At 42.4% G+C, this 23,348-nt stretch carries 21 protein-coding genes; 2 read left to right on the top strand and 19 right to left on the bottom strand.

All coding sequences use genetic code 11. From position 1 onward, the window contains the following. Window positions 1–61: 61 nt before the first annotated feature. The 14 genes from J1C77_RS06885 to J1C77_RS06950 all read right to left on the bottom strand — a co-directional run bounded on the left by J1C77_RS06885 (window position 62) and on the right by J1C77_RS06950 (window position 11,724). Window positions 62–358: a hypothetical protein gene (locus tag J1C77_RS06885; protein WP_002912660.1), complete on the bottom strand. Its 297-nt coding sequence runs from the start codon at window positions 356–358 to the stop codon at window positions 62–64. Between the two features lie 44 nt (window positions 359–402). Continuing rightward, entirely contained in the window at window positions 403–870 is a 468-nt protein-coding gene (locus J1C77_RS06890) for an 8-oxo-dGTP diphosphatase (protein ID WP_002920963.1), read from the bottom strand. Between the two features lie 521 nt (window positions 871–1,391). After that, entirely contained in the window at window positions 1,392–1,835 is a 444-nt protein-coding gene (locus tag J1C77_RS06895) for a hypothetical protein (protein ID WP_002920960.1), read from the bottom strand. Next, window positions 1,813–2,349 (bottom strand): hypothetical protein, encoded by a 537-nt coding sequence (locus J1C77_RS06900; protein WP_002920959.1) that lies wholly within the window; start codon window positions 2,347–2,349, stop codon window positions 1,813–1,815. Before J1C77_RS06900 ends, J1C77_RS06895 begins: the two co-directional genes overlap by 23 nt. Then, window positions 2,339–2,884, bottom strand: a complete 546-nt coding sequence (locus J1C77_RS06905; protein ID WP_002920958.1) for a DUF1697 domain-containing protein — start codon at window positions 2,882–2,884, stop codon at window positions 2,339–2,341. Before J1C77_RS06905 ends, J1C77_RS06900 begins: the two co-directional genes overlap by 11 nt. Before the next feature lie 36 nt (window positions 2,885–2,920). Continuing rightward, a complete protein-coding gene (locus J1C77_RS06910) occupies window positions 2,921–3,418 on the bottom strand; it encodes a GNAT family N-acetyltransferase (RefSeq protein ID WP_049547676.1) in 498 nt (165 codons plus the stop codon). Between the two features lie 30 nt (window positions 3,419–3,448). Then, a complete protein-coding gene (locus J1C77_RS06915) occupies window positions 3,449–4,225 on the bottom strand; it encodes a hypothetical protein (protein ID WP_002920955.1) in 777 nt (258 codons plus the stop codon). A gap of 106 nt (window positions 4,226–4,331) precedes the next feature. After that, entirely contained in the window at window positions 4,332–6,320 is a 1,989-nt protein-coding gene (gene uvrB, locus J1C77_RS06920) for an excinuclease ABC subunit UvrB (RefSeq protein ID WP_002920954.1), read from the bottom strand. A 161-nt stretch (window positions 6,321–6,481) separates the two neighbouring features. Continuing rightward, window positions 6,482–7,429, bottom strand: a complete 948-nt coding sequence (locus J1C77_RS06925; protein WP_002920953.1) for a CPBP family intramembrane glutamic endopeptidase — start codon at window positions 7,427–7,429, stop codon at window positions 6,482–6,484. Between the two features lie 168 nt (window positions 7,430–7,597). Further along, window positions 7,598–8,191 carry a hypothetical protein gene (locus J1C77_RS06930; protein WP_002920952.1) on the bottom strand — a complete coding sequence of 198 codons (594 nt, stop codon included), beginning with the start codon at window positions 8,189–8,191 and terminating at the stop codon, window positions 7,598–7,600. Further along, window positions 8,175–10,070 (bottom strand): DUF3114 domain-containing protein, encoded by a 1,896-nt coding sequence (locus tag J1C77_RS06935; protein WP_002920950.1) that lies wholly within the window; start codon window positions 10,068–10,070, stop codon window positions 8,175–8,177. Before J1C77_RS06935 ends, J1C77_RS06930 begins: the two co-directional genes overlap by 17 nt. Beyond that, window positions 10,060–10,419 carry a hypothetical protein gene (locus J1C77_RS06940; protein ID WP_002920948.1) on the bottom strand — a complete coding sequence of 120 codons (360 nt, stop codon included), beginning with the start codon at window positions 10,417–10,419 and terminating at the stop codon, window positions 10,060–10,062. The genes J1C77_RS06935 and J1C77_RS06940 overlap by 11 nt, the downstream gene beginning before the upstream one ends. After that, the gene (locus tag J1C77_RS06945; protein ID WP_002920946.1) at window positions 10,412–10,705 is read right to left on the bottom strand and encodes a TIGR04197 family type VII secretion effector; all 294 of its coding nucleotides are present in this window, start codon (window positions 10,703–10,705) and stop codon (window positions 10,412–10,414) included. The genes J1C77_RS06940 and J1C77_RS06945 overlap by 8 nt, the downstream gene beginning before the upstream one ends. 86 nt (window positions 10,706–10,791) lie before the next feature. Beyond that, window positions 10,792–11,724: a CPBP family intramembrane glutamic endopeptidase gene (locus tag J1C77_RS06950; protein WP_002920945.1), complete on the bottom strand. Its 933-nt coding sequence runs from the start codon at window positions 11,722–11,724 to the stop codon at window positions 10,792–10,794. Between the two features lie 195 nt (window positions 11,725–11,919). Here J1C77_RS06950 and J1C77_RS06955 point away from each other — a divergent pair, with 195 nt between their 5' ends. Continuing rightward, window positions 11,920–14,088 (top strand): ABC transporter substrate-binding protein/permease, encoded by a 2,169-nt coding sequence (locus J1C77_RS06955; protein WP_042762828.1) that lies wholly within the window; start codon window positions 11,920–11,922, stop codon window positions 14,086–14,088. Then, on the top strand, window positions 14,088–14,828 hold the full coding sequence (locus tag J1C77_RS06960) for an amino acid ABC transporter ATP-binding protein (protein WP_002895249.1): 741 nt from the start codon (window positions 14,088–14,090) through the stop codon (window positions 14,826–14,828). The genes J1C77_RS06955 and J1C77_RS06960 overlap by 1 nt, the downstream gene beginning before the upstream one ends. Before the next feature lie 57 nt (window positions 14,829–14,885). Here the strand turns inward: J1C77_RS06960 and J1C77_RS06965 are convergent, their stop codons facing one another. From J1C77_RS06965 to J1C77_RS06985, 5 genes are all read right to left on the bottom strand, one after another. Further along, window positions 14,886–16,664 (bottom strand): serine hydrolase domain-containing protein, encoded by a 1,779-nt coding sequence (locus tag J1C77_RS06965; RefSeq protein WP_002920942.1) that lies wholly within the window; start codon window positions 16,662–16,664, stop codon window positions 14,886–14,888. A 66-nt stretch (window positions 16,665–16,730) separates the two neighbouring features. After that, on the bottom strand, window positions 16,731–18,512 hold the full coding sequence (locus J1C77_RS06970) for a serine hydrolase domain-containing protein (protein ID WP_002920941.1): 1,782 nt from the start codon (window positions 18,510–18,512) through the stop codon (window positions 16,731–16,733). 102 nt (window positions 18,513–18,614) lie between these two features. Next, window positions 18,615–19,427: a CPBP family intramembrane glutamic endopeptidase gene (locus J1C77_RS06975; RefSeq protein WP_002920940.1), complete on the bottom strand. Its 813-nt coding sequence runs from the start codon at window positions 19,425–19,427 to the stop codon at window positions 18,615–18,617. Between the two features lie 234 nt (window positions 19,428–19,661). Continuing rightward, window positions 19,662–21,443, bottom strand: coding sequence for a serine hydrolase domain-containing protein (locus J1C77_RS06980; RefSeq protein ID WP_002920939.1), 1,782 nt, complete (start codon window positions 21,441–21,443; stop codon window positions 19,662–19,664). 64 nt (window positions 21,444–21,507) lie between these two features. Then, window positions 21,508–23,298: a serine hydrolase domain-containing protein gene (locus J1C77_RS06985; protein ID WP_002920938.1), complete on the bottom strand. Its 1,791-nt coding sequence runs from the start codon at window positions 23,296–23,298 to the stop codon at window positions 21,508–21,510. Window positions 23,299–23,348 lie beyond the last annotated feature (50 nt).

Here is a 23,348-nt window from a genome sequence, read left to right on the forward strand (position 1 = left end):
GCGCCAACCGGCTTTCAAATGATAGATAGTCGCTATAAAAATCACTGATAAAACAATCAAACTATTCTTTAAAAGAAATTAAAAAAATTAATATTCCAGAAAATACAATACTAATAATTGACAAGACCAAGACCCTATTCTCGTTTAAATCTGTATACAAAGAATAAAGAAAAATGAGCAAATTAAGCAAAATCACTGATCTATAAAACCTAGATTGGCTCTGCTTCCATCCTTTTAAAGTATGAAAAGCAAATGGAAATCTCAAACCGAATCCAGCATTTCTAGAAGGAAAAAAATGGTTTAAGCCCAAAAGAAAAAATGCAACAATAGCAATCCATAATGAAATCATGACAGTCATCCACCTTTCTATCTTTGCACTTCAGACACAAAAGGAAACATTTTTTAATACATACTCTTGCGCCAACCGGCTTCGATACGCTCATGATAGTAATATTCTGACAGTTCCTCATCTTCCATCATACGCAGGAGTTCTAACATATCGTAGGCCAAGTCCAGCTGTGGCAGGGTTTCCTTGTCTACCCAAGAGATCTCGCCCTCCTCTGTCGAATGAATCTGACCAGAAAATTCAGTCGCTTTGTAGCAAAAGACGATGTAGCGAATCCCTTCATCCGTATGCCAGTTCTTTACTCCGACCAATTTCGGATGAGTAATAGTCAAACCCGTTTCCTCTAAAATCTCACGGACAACTGAATCATGGAGAGACTCACCCTTCTCAATGTGACCACCCGGAAAAGCATATCCAGACCAACGATAGCGCTCAGGAGAGCGATACTGCATTAGGACTTTACCTCGCGCCTTATCTTCAACAAGGCAGATGTTTGTTAGAATTGTTTCTTGGGAACGTGACATGGATTCACTCGCTTTCTATTTGTTAATATTCATCTCGATATTTCACTTCTGACTTCATCATAAAAGGATTAACTAAATCATGGTATTCACGATAACCATGAAGTAAAGTTCCTCTAACGATGATAACTTCTCTATCTACTATTCTAAAATCTACTGTAATTGGAATGCGTGAATCTTCTATAAAAGAAAAAGCTAAAAGTGAAACACCCCAGATACAAAAAAACTACAAAAGCACTAAGAAGCTCTAGAATAAGATGACGCTTTTGATCTATCCTTGATTTATAAAATCGAGCCCATAAATGCAACAACAAGGTTAAACCAAGACAAAGCAACCAGATATTCCACAAAGTTGGAATAAATGCTAAACCAAATGTTAATAAAATAAGATGGAAAATGACAAAGGATAACAAGGCAAGATAAGCCATTCTAAACACATTTAAATATTTCAAAATAATTTTTCCTCTTCTCGAGATTATGACTAGATCTAAAACGGGCTATGGATTTGCTCACTTTCTAAGTTATTAAAACATATCTTCGTTATATTTCACTTCTGACTTCATGATGAAGAGATTGATCAATTCATGATGTTCATAGGTACTATGGACCACAAAACCTCTGACAATGATGATTTCATTATCTTGTATATGATAGTCTATATTGATGGGAATGGCTGGATCCGAGATAATTGACAAAGCAAAGAATGCCGAAAACCAAAGATAAAGCGCCACCAATCCACTGAATAATTGAAAAATAAGGTGATACCAGTGAAAATCTCTTGTCCTAAAAAAGACTATCCAAGGATGGATAAAGAAGGTCAAACAAAGAATAAAAAACCAACTATTCCACAAAACCGGAGTAAAGGATAGACCAAAAGGTAACAAAATCAAATGAAGAATGACAAAGGTTAGCAAGGCCAGATAGAGTGTTTTAAATGAAAAAAACTTAGATAGATTTTCTTTGGTCATGTTTTTTCCTCTTTTTTTCATTATGTTTTAAAATCAACATCGTTAACGCTGGAATGAAGAAAAAGATTAGATAGGTAGCAATCGGAAACCAAACATAGCGAGGATTCAAACTGATTAGAGGTGATGCAAAATGTTTTCCATCTTTTGATCGAATTCCTATAAAATAATGGATTAAGAAAACCGGCCCGTTCAGATAAAGAAATGCTTCCGCTAAAATCTTCAGAGAAGTAAATCCTTCTTTTCTCAAGCTACCAAATCGAGAATAATAAGGAATAAGCACCAAGAGGAGCAAGTTTACACATAAAGGACTAATATAATTAAAATGACGAAGTGGAGCAGGAATGCTCTCATTACCAAAAGTTAAATATCCCACACCAATCGCAACAACTATTAAGACTAAAAAATTTAAAAAAGCTTCTACTACCCGATGTTTTTCCAACCAAAGACTAAACTTATTCCCCTGAACTTTTACTTTTCTTTTGTTTTTATTTTTCTTTTTGGTCTTACTTCTCATTCACCAACTCCACAATCTTCTGGAAGGTCTTGCCGTTTCGGATGGTTAGTTGCTTGTAGAAACTAGATTTGAGAAGTTTCTTATGGTAGTTGGACTTGAGATAGTCCGCTTGGTCAGCATTACTATAAAAGAAAGCCGTCTGCCCAAAATGCAGTTGCTCCTTGTCATTCGCCCAACTGCCTGCTAACTCTTGAACGCTTTCCCTGTCTACCTCTGGCAGATAAAAGAGAACATCGCACCGAAAGGCTGTTTCATCCTGCCACCAAGCAGGAAGATTGGCTATTTCTTTTTCAAGCATGGCAGAGCTGACAAGGACGAAAGGCAGCGGAAAATCGTAAGACCGACTGAAATAAGCAGTCAAGCTCTCCCGAATCCTCTCCTCCTGCTCCTCGCTATCAAAGAAAAGATTGCCACTATTGATGTAGGAAACTGGATTTTCAAAACCCAACCCAGCCAAATCTTTCTTCAAATCAGCCATAACGACCTTGTTTTTCCCGCCGACATTGATGCCGCGGAGTAAAAGTGCATAACGCATGTGGTGCTCCTTAAAAATATATCTATTATTTCCAAACTAACTGTTAGAGTTTCTAATGTAAACCATCCGTTTTTCTTTCACGGCTTTTCCTAGGTCAATGACCTTTTCCTCGCCGTCAAAAACAAAACCCATTTTTTCATAAAAGGCGATGGCACGTTTGTTATCTTCTAAAACCCATAATATAATCTCTTGATAACCATCCAAGGCAGCAAAAGCAGCCTGCATTAACTGCTGTCCTACACCCTTGCCATAATAATCTTTTAAGACATACAAGGCGAAAATTTCACCCGCTATCGTAGCTGAATCTTGAAAATCACCGTAGCTAACAAAGCCAACCACTTTAGCATCATCCAAGGCGATCAAGGTATTTTCAGGATACTTTTGACTATAAAATCGGCACTTATCCAAAGTCATCTGCTCTTGAAATTCCGCAGGCAAAATCTCATTATAAGCTTCTCGCCATGTCTGCCAATGAACTCGGGATTTTCCTTCTATCTCCTCAGCTGTTTCCATTGCTTTGATTGTGATGACCATTTGTTTCCTCCTTGAATAAATCAATCTCAATTATTCTGCCTGAAAACCATTGCTATCTAATTTCCCATTTTCTCCCCAAACAACTACATAAACATTTTTGGGTAAGCTAGTAAAATCAATATAGTCACTTAAACTCGCACCTTCAGGAATATCTCCTTCCAGATATAGATCGAAAAACAACAGAACCTCGTAATTTTCCGATAAACGAATGAAATCTTTTCTCAAATCCTTTATTTCTTCTGCCGATGCTTCATACTTCCCTGTCTTGGGATTATACTTTAGTTCTTTTTTAATTTGAACCAAATCACGATAAAACCCTTTTTGGTCATCAGTTACATCGTAATCTAAATCTGTTCTCAGCTCCTTAAATTTCACTGTCTTTAGAACAGACTCTTTATCAAAATATAAGGTATTCAACATAGGATGAGAATTTGTATCTAAGACAGAAGAAAATATAAGATCTTTTAGTATTGAAGATGGTTCATCGTCACTATTAGCGTAATAGGAAAAAGTCCCTTCTTCTAACTTATCTGTTAAAATTTTGTTTGCGCCTTCTGTCAGTTGAACTTTTACATCATATTCATAAGAAACATGGCTAACCCAAGTTGGAATCTCTATGTTCTTAACCTTCAATCCTAAATTATCTTCAAAAGCTGTGTTCACAACATATTCAATATGCTGCTTTTCCTCTTTTGTAACAAGTTTTGTCGGCATAAATGCCCAAATAAATTGAACTATAGGTAACATGCCTATGACAAAAATTGAAATAAAGAAAATAAATATTAGTTTAATTAAATCCTTTTTCACTTCAATTCCCCCACTTAAACTTCTCTAACTTTTTTTCACATAGTGACTCATTGACTAGAGAAGCAATTAAGAGCTTAGCTTGCAACTTTGGTGCTAACTATATTTTCTAATCCATCGCCTTTATTTCCAGAATCATATCTCGAATCTGTGCGGCCAGCTCGAAGTCCAGAAGTCCGGCAGCTTCTTGCATCTGACCTTCCAGTTTCTTAATCATGTCCTTGCGTTCTTGCTTGTTGAGGCTTTCGATTTCGACTGTTTCTTCCTTGTCTTGCAAGGCAGCCTTGGTCACACTGATCAGGTCGCGGATTTCTTTCTTGATGGTCTGCGGTACAATGCCGTGCTCTTCATTATATGCCATCTGGATTGCCCGACGGCGGGCAGTTTCATCGATAGCGCGCTGCATGGACTGGGTCATGGTGTCCGCATACATAATCACATGCCCCTCACTGTTGCGGGCTGCCCGACCGATGGTCTGGATCAGGCCACGCTCGTTGCGGAGGAAACCTTCCTTGTCTGCATCAAGAATTGCCACCAGACTAACCTCGGGAACGTCGATTCCCTCGCGCAGCAGGTTAATCCCAACCAGAACGTCAAAGACACCCAAGCGCAGGTCTCGGATAATCTCAGTCCGCTCCAAGGTCTTGATGTCTGAGTGCATATACTTGACCTTGACACCCATTTCCTTGAAGTAGTCCGTCAAGTCTTCCGCCATTTTCTTGGTCAGTGTTGTGATAAAGGTCCGTTCGTTCTTTTCAACACGGGCATTAATTTCACCTAAGAGATCATCAATCTGCCCCATAGTTGGGCGGACTTCCACCTCTGGATCCAGAAGCCCAGTCGGCCGGATAATCTGCTCAATAACAGTATCCGTCTGTTCATTTTCATAGTCGCCCGGCGTAGCCGATACATAGACAATCTGGTGAACATGGCTCTCGAATTCCTCCCGGCGCAGCGGACGGTTGTCCAGAGCAGACGGCAGGCGGAAACCATAATTAACCAGCATCTCCTTACGAGAGCGGTCGCCATTGTACATACCCCGAATCTGTCCCATGGTCATGTGACTCTCATCAATCATAATCAAGAAATCATCAGGGAAAAAGTCCAGAAGGGTATAAGGCGGCTCTCCTTCACTTCGACCATCCATGTGGCGAGAATAGTTCTCAACTCCATTCGTATAGCCCATCTCGCGCAGCATTTCGATATCATACTCTGTGCGCTGCTTCAAGCGCTGAGCTTCCAGAAGCTTGCCTTCCTTCTCAAAGATACCAAGCTGCTCCTCAAGCTCGGCCTGAATCTTAGCAATAGCTACTTCCATGTGGTCTTCATTGGTCACGAAGTGAGTAGCTGGGAAGATGGCCAAATGGTCCACCTCACCCAAGACTCGTCCTGTCAAGGCTTCAACCTCACGAATCCGGTCAATCTCATCTCCGAAAAACTCTACTCGAAAGGCATGCTCATCCCGAGAAGCTGGGAATATCTCTACCACATCACCACGAACCCGAAATTTCCCCCGCTGAAAGTCAATGTCATTGCGCTCAAACTGGATATCAACCAAATCATTAAGCAGCTTGTCACGGGAAATCTCTAGGCCAGGACGCAGGCTAACCACACTATCGGAGTATTCCTTAGGCGATCCCAGACCATAGATACAAGAGACCGAAGCTACGACAATCACATCGTTACGCTCCAAGAGAGCTGATGTCGCTGAGTGACGGAGCTTGTCAATCTCGTCATTGACCGAGCTATCCTTTTCGATATAAGTATCGCTGGAAGGAACATAGGCTTCAGGCTGGTAATAATCATAGTAGGAAACGAAGTATTCCACAGCGTTATTGGGGAAGAACTCCTTGAACTCACCATAAAGCTGGCCGGCCAGCGTTTTATTATGGGCGATAACCAGAGTCGGCTTGTTGACCTGAGCGATAACCTGACTCATGGTATAGGTCTTACCAGTACCCGTCGCCCCCATGAGAATCTGGGCCTTCTCGCCCCCCTCAATATTGTCCACTAGCTGCTCGATAGCTTGGGGCTGATCTCCTGAAGGCTCGTACTTAGAAACCAATTCAAATTTATTATCTGTTATTCTGTTAATCATCTTTTATTCCTTAAATTGTGCTTCTATCATTTTACCATATTTGCCCTATTTTCTCTGGATTTGGGTGTAGGTAGAATGGCCACGCTTCTACCATCGTCTGTCCCTTGTCACACATCTCTTTAAAAGACATAAAAAATGCCCAGCTCAACTGGGCGAAATGGTTATTTCTTAAAAATCAGCTCCTGAGGCAGGCGATTTTCTTTCTTTAATGACCAGTAAAGATAGGCAATGCAGCCAATCAGGACGATAGTGGCAAAAATAGATCCTTCAGCACCAAAGGCTCCACCAGACAGCAAATCCACAGATGATTGTGGGCTATAGTTCAAGATTGAGGCAGATGCTCCTTGGCCACTGACCTGAATACCATAGATATTTCCTTGCACAAAATTCCAAGCACCGTGCATACCAGCCAGTACCCACATATTGTCATACTTGAGCATAAGGAAACAAGCAAAGATACCGTCTAGCACGATATTGACAATAGAAAGAATGGTCACGCCAGGATTAAAGAGGTGCAGTGCCCCGAATAGAGCGCTAGAAATCAAGATACCAATGAAGATATTTGACTTAGCACTAACTGCTGGAAAAAGCCAACCACGCGTCACTAGTTCTTCTGTTCCGCCTTGTAGAATCCAGAAAGGAATGATAGCTAGGACAAAAATCAAAGACTGCAAGTTAAGCTGACCTAATTTCAGACTGCCTGTCCCCGTTACCAAGAGCAAGACAACAACCAGTGAAAACTGAACGGCTCCAATAAGGAAGCCTTTGAGGAGATTTTTGAACCAGTCTTGTTTATAAAATCCCAGACTAGAAAAAGGACGCTTCTCACGATATCGAACCCAGAGAAAGACTGCTAGGGCGATAAAGAAGAAAGTAAATAGTTCAAAAAATAGACTATAGTGACGGAAAAATTCCATAAGTGCTGCTTGGCCTCCAGCGGGGTTTGTCGCACGGAACAAAATACCAATAACAAGCCCAATCGGAAACATTCCGAACATTCCAGCAAAACGACCTACATAAACAAAACCTATAGCAATCAAGATAGCCAACCAAATCGGCGGAATATAACGCGATTGCTTGATATCATCCAACATACGAGATTTAAACATATAATTATTCCTTTCCTCATTTTAATTTATTATAGCATATTATTTTAGGGTGAGCAAAAGAGGATGGTCTGAACTATTTTAGTTGTCTTATCAACTTCAATACTCTAGCCCTTCTCACTTCCTCACCTATTGACGCTATATTACTAAATAATAAATTAGAAAAATCTATCAGTCCCCTTCGTTTTCTCTAGTAATCTCTTCAATGTTTGCTATTTCTTCATCTAACCGTTTATCAAATTCCGCCTTATTCTTGAAGGGATAAGAATAAGTCCGCCAAGTGTACCATTTAAGCCCTTCCTCACCTTTGTAATACCATTCTATCTTGGTTGGCAGAAAATCTTTGTTGTATGTGATGCGCACCTTTGAAAACTGTTCTTCTTCCCTGTAGATATATTGTAACTCAAACTCGGGTGGATATTTTTCTTTTAATAAAGATTTATTCACTAGCGATTCAGGTGAGCGAGTAATTTGATAGTTTGATTTTTTTATTTCATCAGTTGTAAAATTCGAATTTAAGAGTGCAGAAGAGAACTCAAAGTTTTTCATTCTTATAAAAAATTCTGTTGCATTACTGTTATTAGCTCCTCCGTAAATAGAATTATCTTTTATAGCAGCCTGATTAGGATTAAAAAATTTTTTATCATATAGATCAAAACCTTTGCCATAATGATTGCCTCTACTTTTTATAGACTCGGGATTTTGAACTAACACAAAGCGTTTCTGCTCAAGAATTTCCAGAGCGTTATTAGTGGTCCCAACCATAGTCCTTACTATTAGAATAATCGCTATAACCAGGAGTAGCACCAAACTTATTCGCATACTCTTTATATTTATTATACTCTGCCACTTTTTCATCTTCGGACATACCCTTTGTTCTTTCTTGCCAAGCTTCATAATCTTTATGTCCTCCTCCTTTTACAATATCTGCATACTGACCGCCCTTTTTGCCCAAATCTTTTTCCGATTTAAAGATATTCTTGGCCTTTTGTCTAAGTTCAGAATCAGCCGGCTGTGTAACATCCAATCTATCATGCTGGCCAACATAAATTCCTTTATTTGGTTTATTATGCCCTTTAGATGGACCATAGTTAAAGGACTCTGTATTAGCAATTTCATGCAATTCATCATAAGTATAATGTTCTGGATTGGAATCATATCTACCATTAGGCAGCTTATGCTTATCATAGGCATCCCACTGTGTCTCAAATTCTCCTGTTTCTAGATTTACAATAAACTCAACCATTCGAGCATTATTGAAATCATTTTCTTGATCAAAAGTGTTTTCTTGAGGAACTTGAACTTTCATATTGTAAGGACGTCTAAAAACATCTGTATCTTTATCATAACGATTATGATAGTTAGCTCCCGTAGTATAATCAAAAGTAAGCCCTTGCTCTTCACCGTACGCCAAAAGCTTTTCATAATCACTAGCTCCCTCATAGTTATTTCGAATATAATAAATTGCTTGACGATCAAGATAATAGCGGAACAGGTGAATTTGTTGACCTAAGCCAGATTTATCTTCCTTAAGCGATTTGTCCTTAAAAGTCAAAATTACATCTTTTCTAAAATACATCAAAAAGTCTCCATGAGGTGGCATTTTGTCAGAAAATTTATGAGTAGCACTGGTTAAATGCATGAAATTATGTTCATCTACTTCAGCTCCTAAATGTTTGAGAACTAATTCTAATTTTTCTCTGGAACTCATCTTACTTGCTACATACATGCCTGTGTAGACGTCAGATCCTACTTCCTTTGTTTGAGCATATAGTTCGTCACGTTTATTGTAGAACTCTTGGCCTGTCTGAAGTTTTGCTGTGCTTGATTTAACCTGATTGATATAATTCTTTACAGCCGCATCATCCCAGCCATCAACTTTCTTCAACTCTTCGGCCTGTTTGTGCAGTCCCGTGATATAAGAATTGTATTCCTTCCATGAAAGATTTTGTGGTCGCTCAATCTGATATTTCTTAGCAAAATCACGATTTGCTTTTAGTTCTCCCGCTACTGTCGTCCACGATAAATCTGCAGGAATACTATAGGTCCCTGTATTAGCATCCCAAGAGCTGGCTAGCTGCCCCACACCAGTATCAATTGCTTGCGCCAAAGCGTCAATATCTCCAAATATTTCAGGAGAACTAGCATTAAAAACTCTGAGTTTATCTAATTTTTCTTGAAGTTTATCTCGAGCTGCAGAATAGGTATCTCCAAGTTTCTGCAGACTCTGTAGACGCTGTAGATTCTGAAAGTTTCCCGAACTAGTTGACTTGTTAACTTCAATGGTATCTATTGAAGCTTGATTGGCTGCAATAAGCTGGTCATAATGCTGAATATCCTCTATTAGCTTATCCTCTTGTAAATCCTCATCTGCAACTTGTGCACGATACTCTTTTGGAAGAGACTTAACATCTTTCTGAGTTGCTTCAGCCAATGCTATCCCTGTTTCTTTTAATGGAATAATGACACTTGTGATAAAAGCTCTAAAGGAATCATAAGCTTTACCAGATAAGTCCGAGACCGAATTTTCCACTTGTTCGAGAGAAATCCCTAATTCTTTATAGCTATCCAACTGGCTTTTCGTCATAGCTGTAGTACTCTCAACTTGCGAATCTAAACTTCCGCAATAAACTTCAATTCCCATCTACTTTATCCTCCGTTTGATTGATTCTGATACGTTCATGATAAATGTCATTCAAATCATCTTCTAGCTTACGCTTTTGAAGATTAATCTCATCCAAATCATCTAAAAAACTCTCAGAAACAATATTCGATTCATGAAACGCTTCTGAATATAACTGTTCAAAAAAAATTCTGGAAGAGGGATAAGACTCGAATGAATCCCAAAGTTGAGTTTGCGCTTCTGAACGATACCAATCGAAATTTTCTTTTTGGTTCTCTAACAATCTTTTTTCCCTCAGCAGTCTTTCCTCCTGCAAAAACAAGCCCGCTTCCTTTTCTCTCAGTTCATCAAGTTTCTTCTCTTTATTCACGATTCTGTCCTTCAATTAAACGAAACCTTCCAACACTATCCTCATCAACTGCTTGAAATTGCTCAGCCACACTTTTGATATTAGTACAAGCTGATTGAATGGCCAACGAAATATCCTTGGCTTTACTTTGAGAAAGATCTATTGCATGATGCGCAGAATCATTTCCCAAAAGTTTAGTCTTTTCATCCTTGGAAGCATTTGAAACACTAGCTAGGGCATCTCCTCCAGTCTTCATAGCTGACGCTAATTGTTGAACAATCAAAATATCGCTTTTAATTTCTTTCATTGACTCTTCCCTCAAATTCACTTTTATAACCCAATTCTAGCATATTATTAGGCAAAATAAAACTGCTCTTTATTTTAACACTGTTTCTACATCTTTCCCACTAACCCTGTCAAACTGCCATCTTTTTTCATCTTGAAAAGCAAGTAAAACACGGCCATCAAGAGAATGAACGAGCTAAGAATAGAAGCTTCAGCGCCGAAAGCTCCACCAGTCAGCCAGCTCCATTCTGACTTAGGGATAAAGTTCAGGACTGCCGCGTCCACACCCGTACCACTAACGCTGAAACCATAGATATTTCCTTGGCTAAAGTTCCAAGCAGCATGAAGTCCTATAATCCCCCAGACATTGTCCGTCCGGAGCAAATAGAGACTTGCAAAGAGTCCAAATAAAGCAATGTTAACAATGGGAAGAATGCCAATATCTAAATTGCCTAGGTGCAAGAGGGTAAAGAGCAGGCTTGAAGTCAGCAAACCGATGGGCAGATTGGTCTTTTTGACAGCAACTGGCAGCAGCCAAGCGCGTGTCACTAACTCTTCGGCCCCGCCCTGAATCATCCAGAGCGGAAGCAAAATCAAGATATAGAGGAAAGGCCCCATCGTCAGCTGTCCCCATTCGAAAGAGCCAGCTCCGCTCAACAGCATAAGCAGAGCGACTAGACTAAAGAGGAGAGAACCTACTGCCAGTCCTTTGACTAGCTCCACCAAGCTTCCTTTTTTAACAAAGCCCAGAGTCGAGAGCGGTCGTCCTTCAGCCCAGCGCACCCAAAGAAAGAGAGCCAGTATCATAAATACAAAGCCAAATAAGAGAAAAGGCAGAGCAAAATTGAAGAAGATTTCAAAGAATCCGCCTTGACCTAAAAAACCTAGAAAAAGACTGAGGACAGCCGAAATTGGCTCCAAAGCCCAATAAGCTAACTGCTGACCCCCTTGCACGAAAACAACTGCCAGTAAAAGAGACAAAATATAAGGAGGGACAAATCGAGCTTGATTGACTCCGTCCAAGATACGTGATTTTTTCATAAGAACCTCATTCTAATCTTGCTTTCATTCATTTCCAGTATAGCAGACTTTACTCTAAGAACAAAGAAAAGTTACGGTTCTTCTTACAAAAAACACAGGGTTTTTATGTCAGAAAACCTAACATAAAAATAGGAGAAATTTGCCTAATCAGTGATTTTTTGCTATAATGCTAGAATGCTAAAAAGGAGGAAGAAAATGAAGAAAAAATTCTTAGCAGTCTTGCTAACATTATTTCCATTTTTTGCGTTAGGGGCGACAGCCCAGGCAGATACGATCAAAATCGTATCCGATACTGCTTACGCACCATTTGAATTTAAAGATTCTGATCAGACTTACAAGGGGATTGACGTTGATATCATCAACAAGGTCGCAGAAATCAAGGGCTGGGACATTGACATGAGCTTCCCAGGCTTCGATGCAGCTGTCAATGCCGTCCAAGCTGGTCAAGCAGACGCCATCATGGCTGGCATGACCAAGACAAGCGAGCGTGAAAAAGTCTTTACCATGTCTGATACTTACTACGACACTAAGGTCGTTATCGCGACGACCAAGGCAAACACCATCAGCAAATATGAACAACTGAAAGGAAAGAAAGTCGGTGTCAAAACCGGAACAGCTGCCCAGCGTTTCCTTGAGAAGAACAAGGATAAGTACGGCTACACCCTCAAAACCTTTGACACGGGTGACTTGATGTATAACAGCCTTTCTGCTGGTGATGTCGATGCAGTGATGGATGATCAGCCTGTCATTGAGTACGCCATCAATCAAGGCCAAAACCTGAAAATTTCTATGAAGGGTGAGGCTGTTGGAAGTTTTGCTTTCGGTGTCAAAAAAGGCAGCAAGCACGAGCATTTAGTTACTGAGTTTAACGAAGCTTTGGCGCAGATGAAGGAAGACGGCAGTCTGGATGAAATCATTAATAAATGGACGGCTTCTAAAGGCAGCTCTGACTCCGCCGTCCCAGAGACTTCTACTCCTGCCGGTCAAAAAGCTAGTCCGACAAAAGACAAATACATCATTGCCAGCGACTCATCTTTTGCCCCATTTGTCTTCCAAGATGACAGCAACCAATACACTGGTATTGACATGGAGCTGATTAAGGCTATTGCCAAAGACCAAGGCTTTACTGTGGAAGTCACCAATCCTGGCTTTGATGCAGCTATTAATAGCGTTCAGACCGGTCAGGCTGACGGAATTATCGCCGGCATGTCTGTCACTGATGCTCGCAAGAAAACTTTTGACTATTCTGACCCTTACTACACAGCCAACTCTATCTTGGCAGTCAAGGACAGCAGCAATATCAAGTCCTACGAAGAACTCAAAGGCAAGACAGTCGGTGTCAAAACTGGTACCGCTTCTCAGACTTTCCTTGAGGAAAACAAGAGCAAGTACGGCTACTCTATCAAAACATTCTCAGATGCAGCTTCCATGTACGACAGCCTTAATACTGGCTCCGTCGTAGCTGTGATGGATGATGAGCCCGTTGTCAAATACGCTATCAAACAAGGTAAGAAACTTAAAACACCTATTGAAGGGACGCCAAGCGGCCAAGTCGCTTTCGCAGTCAAAAAAGGCAGCAATCCTGAGCTGATTGAGATGTTTAACAATGGACTGGCCAACCTCAAAGAAAGCGGCAAGTACCAAGAGATTTTAGACAAGTATCTGGCTAGCGAGGAAAAGGAATCCACAGTAGATGAGTCAACTATTTGGGGCTTGCTGCAAAACAACTACCAAGAACTTCTTAAAGGTCTGGGGGTGACGATTGCCTTGGCACTGATTTCATTTGCGATTGCTATGGTCATCGGGATTATCTTTGGTATGTTCAGCGTCAGCCCTTATAAACCGCTGCGCTGGATTGCAGAAATCTTTGTTGATGTCATTCGTGGTATTCCGCTGATGATTGTGGCGGCCTTTATCTTCTGGGGTATTCCTAACCTAATCGAATCCATGACTGGCCAACAAAGCCCAATCAATGCTTTCGTTGCAGGAACCATCGCCCTCTCTCTTAATGCTGGCGCCTATATCGCAGAAATTGTCCGTGGAGGTATCCAGGCCGTTCCTGTTGGACAGATGGAAGCCAGCCGCAGCTTGGGGATTTCCTACTCCAAGACCATGCGCAAGATTATCTTGCCACAGGCAACTAAGATTATGCTGCCAAACTTTGTCAATCAGTTTGTCATCGCACTCAAGGATACAACGATTGTCTCAGCTATTGGACTGGCCGAGCTCTTCAAAACGGGTAAAGACATCATCGCCCGCAACTATCAGAGTTTCCGGATGTATGCTATCCTAGCTGTGCTCTATCTCATCATTATCACGCTCTTGACCCGCTTGGCAAAACGCTTAGAAAAGAGGATTAAGTAATGGCAAAATTAAAAATCGATGTGAACGATCTTCATAAATACTACGGGGAAAACGAAGTCCTAAAGGGGATTACTGCTAAATTCTACGAGGGCGATGTGGTCTGCATCATCGGTCCTTCCGGTTCTGGTAAGTCAACCTTTCTGCGCAGTCTCAATCTGCTAGAGGAAGTCACTAGCGGAACCATCACGGTTGATGGCTTTGATTTGACGGACAAAAAGACTGACGTGGATCTGGTCCGTGAAAATATCGGTATGGTCTTCCAGCACTTCAACCTCTTCCCGCACATGACTGTTCTGGAAAATATCACCTTTGCTCCTGTTGAGCACAAGCGCTTGACCCAAGACGAAGCAAATAAGCTGGGGATGGAGCTTTTGGAAAAGGTTGGCTTGGCTGATAAGGCTGATGCCAGCCCTGACAGCCTGTCCGGCGGTCAGAAGCAGCGGGTAGCTATTGCTCGCGGTCTGGCTATGAATCCAGACATCATGCTTTTTGATGAGCCTACTTCTGCCCTTGACCCTGAAATGGTCGGCGATGTTCTCAACGTTATGAAGGATCTGGCCCAGCAAGGTATGACCATGCTGATTGTGACCCATGAGATGGGCTTTGCCCGTCAAGTAGCCAACCGCGTTATCTTTACTGCTGATGGTGAATTCCTAGAGGACGGCAAGCCTGACCAAATCTTTGACAATCCGCAGCACCCACGTCTCAAAGACTTCTTGGACAAGGTACTGAATGTATAAAACCAAACGAAGAGCCAGCTTATAAGCCGGCTCTTTTCTTGTTTCATAATTTTTAAACTACATCACCCACCATTGGTAAAGCGACCAGTAGAGGATATTAGCTACGATAGCGAGTGCAGATAGACTGGTCAGAACCGTCAAGAAGAGGCGGACTTTCCCGAGACCTTTTCGAGCCTTGCTAAAGAGCGGATAAACCGCACATCCTGCTAAGAACAATCCCAGACCGGCAAAAGCCATATAACGCCACTGAGCGATGATACTGAGATCCGTAGTGCTTGAGCTAAGCAGGAGTATCAGTAAATTGCAAGCCGCGGCCACTACTCCTGCAGCTGTCAAGATGTGCCACCATTTCCAAGTTCGATTTTGCTTGCTTTTTTCTTTTCCAAAAACCAGTCGATAAAGGACTAGCACAGATCGCACAAGTAGATTGCCCAAAGCATAAACGACACTTAGAGCTGCCAAAGCAATCAACCCAAACCTAGTCCAGATTTCCCAGTCAGGGACTTTCTCAAAATCACTGACCGGAGTAGCGATTCGCGTTTTGCCATTTCCACTTTTATAAATAGTCCAAAACAAATGATCCATTCGCTCCGAGGACGGCTTCTTCATATGAAGCATATTACCTGGAAAGAGCTGATACAAAGAAAGCGGACCTTGATTAAAATTCCGAAGAATTTGATAATAGCCTGGTTCGAACTTTTTCTGAGTCTCTGCACTGGCTGTCGGACGTTTTCCGAAAATCAATTCTGGCATGCCATCATTATAAATTTCTTCCACACCTTGATTGGTCATGATTACCTGACCGATACCATCCTTCAGATCCAGCAGGAGATAGCTGGAAAAACCATTTGTATTCCCTCCGTGCCCTAGCACTGTAACGGCAAATTCACTGGCCCAGAAGCCATGAGCATTACGAACGATGTCTGTACCAGGATAATAGGAAGTGCCGGTGTATAGTTTGTCCCAAGTCTCCGACCGAGTAAAGAGAGTTTTACGACTTAGCAGAGCCTGAGCAAATTTTTGAAAATCACTCAATGTTCCTGTGGCTCGACCAACTGGATACAGGCCGACTTCATAAAGTGCATCTCCTAACAGGCTGCCATCTGTCGTATATCCTTTTACTTCCTTGCGCTTGGCTTGAACGTAAGCATTGTCAGACAAGTCTTGAGCTATAGCCGTTCTCTCCATGCCCAGAGGCTGGAAGATATGCTCATGGGCATAATCAACAAAAGATTGCCCAGAAATTCGTTCCACAATGTAGGCCGCCAACCCCGTACTGTAGTTGGAATAAGCTGTCGTTGTTCCCGGCTCAAAGGACTGAGCTGGCTGATATTGGAGCAGCAAATCCTCTAAACTTTTGCCCCCTTGCATATAGAGAGGGGCTTCATCAAATCCAGACTGATGGTTCATCAGATTTAGCATGGTGATAGGCTTGTCATACCGGAGATTTCTAAGAAAGCCCTCTGGCAGATAGGTGCGAATATCTTCTTCTAAGTCAATCTTACCTTTCTCCCAGAGCTGCATAACAGAGACCCAGACGGTCAGTTTGGTCACGGAGCCCCATTCAAAGACGCTGTCATCATCGGCCTTGAGCTTGTTTTCCTTGTCCATATAACCAAAGTTTCCTTGATAGATAGTGCCGTCCTTGTCAAATACCGCAGTTGCCATGCCGGCTGTTGTCTTTTCGTGCTCTTTGACATAGTCTTGGATTTTCTGACCAATTTGGCTGCGCTCTGTGCCCGAAGGAAGCTTCTGAGAGTCAGCCAATGCAGTGATTGGGCGAAAAAGCCCCAATGTTAAAATAGTTAGAAGTATGAGAATAACTGATTTTTTCATGAGATACTCCTTTGCAGAATTACACAGACAAAGCCCGCCTTCCCAAAGGAAGGCAAGCAACTTATATCACATCACCCACCATTGGTAAAGTGACCAATAGAGAATATTGGCGACAATAGCTAGGGCAGATAGACTAGTCAGAACCGTCAGGAAGAGGCGACCTTTTCCGAGATCCTTTTGAGCCCTGCTAAAGAGCGGATAAACCGCACAGCCTGCTAAGAATAGTCCCAAACCTGCAAAGACCATATAGCGCCAAGATTGAACAATTGAGTAGTCCTGGTTCATGGCAGCCAGTAAAAGCAGAATAAGATTGCCTGCAAAAAGGATCATTCCTAGAGAAGTCAGGTAATTCCAGACCTTCCAAGAGCGCGGAGCCGAACTTTTAGCTTTACGCAGGATAAGACGGAAACTGCCAATCAGAAAACTAATCAAGACATTTCCAAAAGCAAACACGAGTGCCAAACCTCCGAGAAACACGACTAGATAATGCCTAAAGAGAACTGAATCGGAAATCCTTTCTGCATTAAGGACACCGAATTCGAGGCGGTCAGCACCTTGACTCTTGTCAATAGTCCAGAAAGTGCTCAGCAGATCCGGCTGATCTGAGACTTTGTTAATCTTTTGGATGGCCCCGGGAATCATGAGCATGAAGGACAGTGGCCCCCTATTATAGCTTCTCAGATAGTGGTAAGAGCCAGGCTTGAATTGCTTTTTAGTAGCTTCGCTGACAGTCTGCATCTTGCCAAATATCAGCTCCGGCATTTGAACATTGTAAACTTGTTCATACAGTTGATTGGTTAAGATGACTTGGCCGATGCCATTTTTCAGATCCAAGTAGAGATAGCTAGAAAAGCCATCAGCATTACCACTGTGTCCCAGCAAGGTAACACCGTAGTGACTGGCCCAAAAGCCATGAGCATTACGAACAATATCCGTACCAGGGTGGGTAGAGGTTGTTGAGTAAAGCTCGGTCCAAGTTTCTGGATGATGAAAGAGCGTCTTACGTTCCAGCAAGGCCTGGGCGAATTTCTGCAGGTCTCCTAGAGTCCCCACAGCCCCTCCGACTGGGTACATCCAGAGCTTAAATGGTGTATCTCCCAAGAGCTTACCTTGGTCATCATAGCCCTTATCCTCCTTGCGCTTTTCCTGTACATAAGCGTTGTTCGATAAGTCAGGCAAGATAGCAGTCCGATCCATGTCCAGTGGCTCAAAAACATGCTCATGGACATAGTCTGCATACTTCTGCCCAGATATCCGCTCCACGATATAAGATGCCAAAGCCGTGCTGAAGTTAGAGTATGATGTCGTCGTACCCGGCTCAAAGGACTGAATAGGCTGGTAATCACGGAACTGCTCTTCCAAGTCGCTCTTGTCTCCCTTTTTGTAGAGTGGCATTTCATCAAAACCAGCCTGATGGTTCATCAGATCCAGCATGGTGATAGGCTTATCATAGCGAAGATTGCGGAGAAAGCCTTCTGGCAGATAAGTTTTGATGTCTGCTTCTAGGTCGATTTTGCCCTCTTCCCAGAGCTGCATGACCGATACCCAGACCGTCAGTTTAGTGATTGAAGCCCATTCAAAAACACTGTCATCGTCAACTTTGACTTTGTTTTCCTTATCCACATAGCCAAAATTTCCCTTGTAGATGGTTCCGTTTTTATCAAAGACTGCTGTTGCCATGCCGGCCGTTGTCTTTTCATGTTCCTTGACAAAGTCTTGGATTTTCTGACCGATTTGGCTACGGTCCGTACCAGACGGCAGCTTCTGCGAGTCAGCTAAAGCAGCGGTCGGTCGGAAGATTCCTAGAGTTATAATCGTTAAAAGTGTCAGAATAAATGATTTTTTCATAGCATTTCCTTTCTGTTCGACTCAAAGATTCATATGAGCTAAGGTCAGATAATTTGTACAGTCTCCTTTTAATTTTAGAATCAGGCTATTCTTGTTTTTTAATCATGCGTTTTTCTCTTCCTTATCCGCCCGATACCAGAGATAAATACTGTAAAGGGTCAGAATGCCCAAGCCGCCAAGGTAAAAGAGGGAGTTAACCTGAGAGAAATCAAACTTATCAGCTAGGTTGATGCCGACAAAAGTTTCTATCAGAATATCTAGTAGGGCATGGAAAATCATACAGGCAAGGACAGATTTCGTCTTCTTATGCAGTGCAGCAAACCAGATAGACTGGACTATAGTTACAATGATATAGACTAGAAAGGGATTCTGACTTCGATCATAAAAGCGGTCATAAAACCAGAGAGGAATATGCCAGCAAGCCCAAACTAGTCCAGTTATCAAGGAGGCGATAAGCATAGAGAACTTCTTTTCCAAAGCCGGCTGCAGAAAGCCTCGCCAGCCAGGCTCTTCCATGCCGCCAGCCAAAGTCATAAGGTAGATAAAGGATCCAATAAATGAAAGCAGAGCCCCGTCTACCAACTTGCCTCCGGAAGCTAATGCAAAAGTCACAGTCAGACCTCCACTGAAGAGTAGGAGATAGAGCCAAGTCCCTTTCTTGCTTGAGAAGATAAAGGAACAGATGGCTTTGAAGCCTTTTATTTTCAGCACTATTAGGCTTGCTATCACCGGTCCGAACATACTGAGACTCGTTAGGAGGCCTTCCAGAGTCAGATAAAGTACGGGTGGATTTTCCGGCCAGAGATTTTTGAGAATGATAGCTAGCAACATAAATCCCCAAGTCCAGCCGAAGTTCCAGGCCAAAAATGGCCAGACTAGTTTTGGTTGTGGTTTGCTTCTTGTTTCATTAGTCATCGAATTTTCTCCTTTAAATGGTTTGATTTTATCTGCTTGCTTTTTGTAGTCTGATAAGGTCCTAGATTTTTTGCCTCATTTAGCCGCGCTCTGTATAAAAGACAGCTATTGTACTTCAGCTCCTGTTGAAAAATCACTAACCTTAAGATTGTAAAAAGAATTAATCAAACGATTTACCTCATGAGATATTCCTTCACAAGATTGTCCATTCCCCCAGAAAAGACAAGAAAATAATCACAATGCCCACCACTGATAAAGTGACCAATAGAGAATATTGACAACGATAGCTAGAGCTGACAGACTAGTCAAGACAGTCAGGTAGAGTCGGCTCTTGCTCAGTCCTTTTCTTGCCTTGGTCAGAAGTGGGAAGACTGCACAGCCAGCCAGAATCAATCCCAGACCGGCAAAAACAATGTAGCGCCAGCTAGCTAAAAAGGTCAGATCACTGGTAGCAAATGTGTTAAAGAGGAGGAGGAAGTTTATAGCCACACCTACTCCAGCTAAAGAAGTTAGGTAAGTCCAGATACGAAGAGGTTTTGGTGTTTTAGATTGACCTTTTTTGAAGACCAAGCGGAAGAGATCCAGTCCGCCCCGTGCCAAAAAGAGAATGATACTGAAAACAATTCCGACTGCCGCTGAAATAAGCAAGGACCAGTCTTTCAGAATCTCGCTATCCTTGACTCTGAAGTTATCGCCATAGGAAGCTGTTACCTTAGTCTCGTCTCCACTACCGCTGACTACTGAAAAATTCTGACTCAAAAGCGGATTGTCCTTGGATTTCTCAACAAACTGAGTGTAAAGCAAGGTTCTGGAGATAGACATAGGACCACTGGCAAAGTAGCGAGCAGATCGGTAATTTCCAGACTGGAATTTGTCAAAGGTGGCTGAGTCCGTCTTTTTCTTAGGTCCAAAAACCAAGGCTGGCATTTCATAGTTATAAACCAACTCATGATCTTGATTCGTCATAATAGTCATACCTATACCATTTTTCAAGTCCAGCAGAATATAAGATGAGTAGCCAGTTGAGTTTCCTCCATGGCCAACAAGCGTCGTGCCGTACTCCCGTGTCCAAAAACCGTGCATATTGAGCGGCATATCCGTTCCTGGATAATTCGAGGTTGCCGTGTAAAGGGTTGTCCAAGTCTCAGTGTGCTTGAAAAGCTTTTCTTTCTTCAAAAGCGCTTGGGCAAACTTCTTGAAGTCAGCCAGAGTAGAGACGGCATTCCCTGCAGGGTAAAGTCCTAAATGAAAATAGCTAGTTCCCATAGATGTCCCGTCCGCCCGATAAGAGATTTGCTCCATCCGCTTCTGGTAAATCTTTGGATTTTCTTTAAAGTCGGCTGATAGAGCAGTGTCTTTCATTCCTAGTGGTTGGAAGATATGTTCATGGACATAGGCTGAGAAGTCCTGACCAGATATTCGCTCGACGATGTAGGCTGCCAGACTAGCAGAAAAGTTTGAGTAGGCTGTCATGGTGCCGGGCTCGTAGGACTGTTCTGGCTGATTAACTGCCAGAATCTCCTCAATAGACAAGCCCTTATCTTCCTTGTAGGCATGGGTAGACTCGCCAAAGCCGGCCTGATGGTTCATGAGGTCTGTCATAGTAACGGGCTTGTCGTAGCGCAAAGTCTTCATAAATCCCTCTGGCAGATAGGTGCGAATGTCTTCGTCAAGGTCAATCTTACCCTCTTCCCAGAGCTGCATGACAGAGACCCAGATAGCTAGTTTCCCGACTGAGCCCCATTCAAAGACGCTGTTGTCGTCGGCTTTAATGCCTTTTTCCTTGTTCATATATCCAAAACTGCCTTGGTAAATAGTCCCGTCCTTGTCAAAAATGGTTGTTGCCATACCGGCTGTTGTCTTTTCATGTTCCTTGACAAAGTCTTGGATTTTTTGACCAATTTGGCTGCGCTCCGTACCAGACGGCAACTTCTGCTCTTCAGCTAGCGCAGTGGCTGGGCGAAAAAGCCCCAATGTTAAAATAGTTAGCAGTGTAAAAATAAATATTTTTTTCATGCGATTCTCCTTTGCAGAATTATGCAGACAAAGCCCACCTTCCCGAAGGAGGACAGGCAACTTATCACATCGCCCACCACTGGTAGAGCGACCAATAAAGAATGTTAGCTACGATAGCGAGAGCAGATAGACTCTTCATGATTGTCAATAAGAGCCGACCTTTGCCAAGTCCCTTTCGAGCCTTGCTAAAGAGCGGATAGATGGCACATCCTGCTAAGATTAAACCTAGAACTGCAAAGACTATATAAGGCCATATGCTATAGGGGTAACTACGATTACTTGCTAGAAAAGCTGCAACAAGGCCATAAAAATTTAAAGCCACTCCTACTGCTGCTAAAGAGGTCAGATAAGTCCAAATCCGAAGTTTCTTAGGTGTTTTAGGCTGGCCTTTTTTGAATACCAATCGGAAAAGATCTAAACCACCCCGTACCAAAAAGAGAATGATACTGAAAACAATTCCGACTACCGCTGCAATAAGCATGGCCCAGTCTGCCAAAATTTCGCTATCCTTGACTCTGAAGTTATCGCCATAGGAAGCTGTCACCTTGGCCTTATCTCCGCTGCCACTGACTACTGAAAAATCCTGACTCAAAAGTGGATTGTCCTCGGATTTCTTGACAAAACGAGTATAAAGGAATAAGCTTCTAGAGATAGACATAGGACCACTGGCAAAGTAGCGAGCAGATCGGTAATTTCCAGACTGGAATTTGTCAAAGGTGGCTGAGTCCGTCTTTTTCTTAGGTCCAAAGACCAAAGCCGGCATCTCATGGTTGTAGGCGAATTCGTGTTCTTGATTCGTCATGACAGTCATACCGATGCCATTTTTCAAGTCTAGCAGGATGTAAGAGGAATACCCCAAGGTATTACCGCTATGGCCGACAACAGTCATGCCAAACTCTGTAGCCCAGAAACCGTGCATATTGAGCGGCAGCTCTGTCCCTGGATAGGTCGAGGTCACTGTGTATAGGGTCGCCCAAGTCTCAGCTCGCTGAAAGAGCTTCTCTTTCTTCAAAAGCGCTTGGGCAAACTTCTGAAAGTCAGCCATGGTAGAGGCAGCATTTCCCATTGGATAGAGCGCTGAGTATAAATAGGCAGTCCCCTTCAAAGTCTGACCATCTGCACTATAGGACAAGGCCTCCATTCGCTTCTTATAAACCTTAAGATTATCCTTCAAATCTGAAGACATAGCTGTATCATTCATCTCTAATGGCTGGAAGATATGCTCATGGACATAGGTAGAGAAGTCCTGTCCGGAGATTCGCTCGACGATATAGCTCGCCAAACCGGCAGAGAAGTTTGAGTAGCTGGTCATGGTGCCGGGTTCGTAGGACTGGGTTGGCTGATTATTGGCTAAGCTTTCCTCAATTGTCAATCCTGTCTCTTCCTTATAGCCCTGAATTGACTCGCTAAATCCCGCCTGATGGTTCATGAGGTCAATCATAGTGATCGGCTTGTCATAGCGAAGTTTTTTTAAAAATCCCTCTGGCAAATAGGTGCGGATGTCTTCCTCTAGGTCAATCTTTCCCTCTTCCCAGAGCTGCATGACGGAGACCCAAACCGTCAGCTTGGTAACTGATCCCCATTCAAAAACGCTGCTATCATCCGTTTTGACTTTCTTTTCCTCGTTCATATAGCCAAAGTTTCCTTTGTAGATGGTGCCATCCTTATCAAAGACCGTCGTCGACAAACCAGCTGTTGTTTTTTCATGTTCCTTGACAAAGTCTTGGATTTTCTGACCAATTTGGCTGCGCTCCGTGCCAGACGGCAACTTCTGCTCCTCAGCCAAGGCTGTAATTGGTCGGAAGAGTCCCAGAGTTATAATCGTTAAAAGTGTTAGAATAAATGATTTTTTCATGCGATTCTCCTTACAAAATCACGTAGACAAAGCCCGCATCCCTTCAGAAA

Source organism: Streptococcus sanguinis, assembly GCF_050223295.1.
Classification (GTDB): Bacteria; Bacillota; Bacilli; order Lactobacillales; family Streptococcaceae; genus Streptococcus; species Streptococcus sanguinis_X.

Excerpts from the sequence above, each read along its gene's own strand:
- J1C77_RS06975 (WP_002920940.1), bottom strand. The coding sequence starts at position 19,427 with ATGACTAATGAAACAAGAAGCAAACCACAACCAAAACTAGTCTGGCCA.
- J1C77_RS06910 (WP_049547676.1), bottom strand. The coding sequence starts at position 3,418 with ATGGTCATCACAATCAAAGCAATGGAAACAGCTGAGGAGATAGAAGGA.
- J1C77_RS06905 (WP_002920958.1), bottom strand. The coding sequence starts at position 2,884 with ATGCGTTATGCACTTTTACTCCGCGGCATCAATGTCGGCGGGAAAAAC.
- J1C77_RS06900 (WP_002920959.1), bottom strand. The coding sequence starts at position 2,349 with ATGAGAAGTAAGACCAAAAAGAAAAATAAAAACAAAAGAAAAGTAAAA.
- J1C77_RS06895 (WP_002920960.1), bottom strand. The coding sequence starts at position 1,835 with ATGACCAAAGAAAATCTATCTAAGTTTTTTTCATTTAAAACACTCTAT.
- J1C77_RS06925 (WP_002920953.1), bottom strand. The coding sequence starts at position 7,429 with ATGTTTAAATCTCGTATGTTGGATGATATCAAGCAATCGCGTTATATT.
- J1C77_RS06970 (WP_002920941.1), bottom strand. The coding sequence starts at position 18,512 with ATGAAAAAATCATTTATTCTGACACTTTTAACGATTATAACTCTAGGA.
- J1C77_RS06955 (WP_042762828.1), top strand. The coding sequence starts at position 11,920 with ATGAAGAAAAAATTCTTAGCAGTCTTGCTAACATTATTTCCATTTTTT.
- J1C77_RS06945 (WP_002920946.1), bottom strand. The coding sequence starts at position 10,705 with ATGAAAGAAATTAAAAGCGATATTTTGATTGTTCAACAATTAGCGTCA.
- J1C77_RS06890 (WP_002920963.1), bottom strand. The coding sequence starts at position 870 with ATGTCACGTTCCCAAGAAACAATTCTAACAAACATCTGCCTTGTTGAA.
- J1C77_RS06950 (WP_002920945.1), bottom strand. The coding sequence starts at position 11,724 with ATGAAAAAATCACGTATCTTGGACGGAGTCAATCAAGCTCGATTTGTC.
- J1C77_RS06935 (WP_002920950.1), bottom strand. The coding sequence starts at position 10,070 with ATGGGAATTGAAGTTTATTGCGGAAGTTTAGATTCGCAAGTTGAGAGT.
- J1C77_RS06930 (WP_002920952.1), bottom strand. The coding sequence starts at position 8,191 with ATGGTTGGGACCACTAATAACGCTCTGGAAATTCTTGAGCAGAAACGC.
- J1C77_RS06985 (WP_002920938.1), bottom strand. The coding sequence starts at position 23,298 with ATGAAAAAATCATTTATTCTAACACTTTTAACGATTATAACTCTGGGA.
- J1C77_RS06980 (WP_002920939.1), bottom strand. The coding sequence starts at position 21,443 with ATGAAAAAAATATTTATTTTTACACTGCTAACTATTTTAACATTGGGG.
- J1C77_RS06960 (WP_002895249.1), top strand. The coding sequence starts at position 14,088 with ATGGCAAAATTAAAAATCGATGTGAACGATCTTCATAAATACTACGGG.
- J1C77_RS06965 (WP_002920942.1), bottom strand. The coding sequence starts at position 16,664 with ATGAAAAAATCAGTTATTCTCATACTTCTAACTATTTTAACATTGGGG.
- J1C77_RS06885 (WP_002912660.1), bottom strand. The coding sequence starts at position 358 with ATGACTGTCATGATTTCATTATGGATTGCTATTGTTGCATTTTTTCTT.
- uvrB (WP_002920954.1), bottom strand. The coding sequence starts at position 6,320 with ATGATTAACAGAATAACAGATAATAAATTTGAATTGGTTTCTAAGTAC.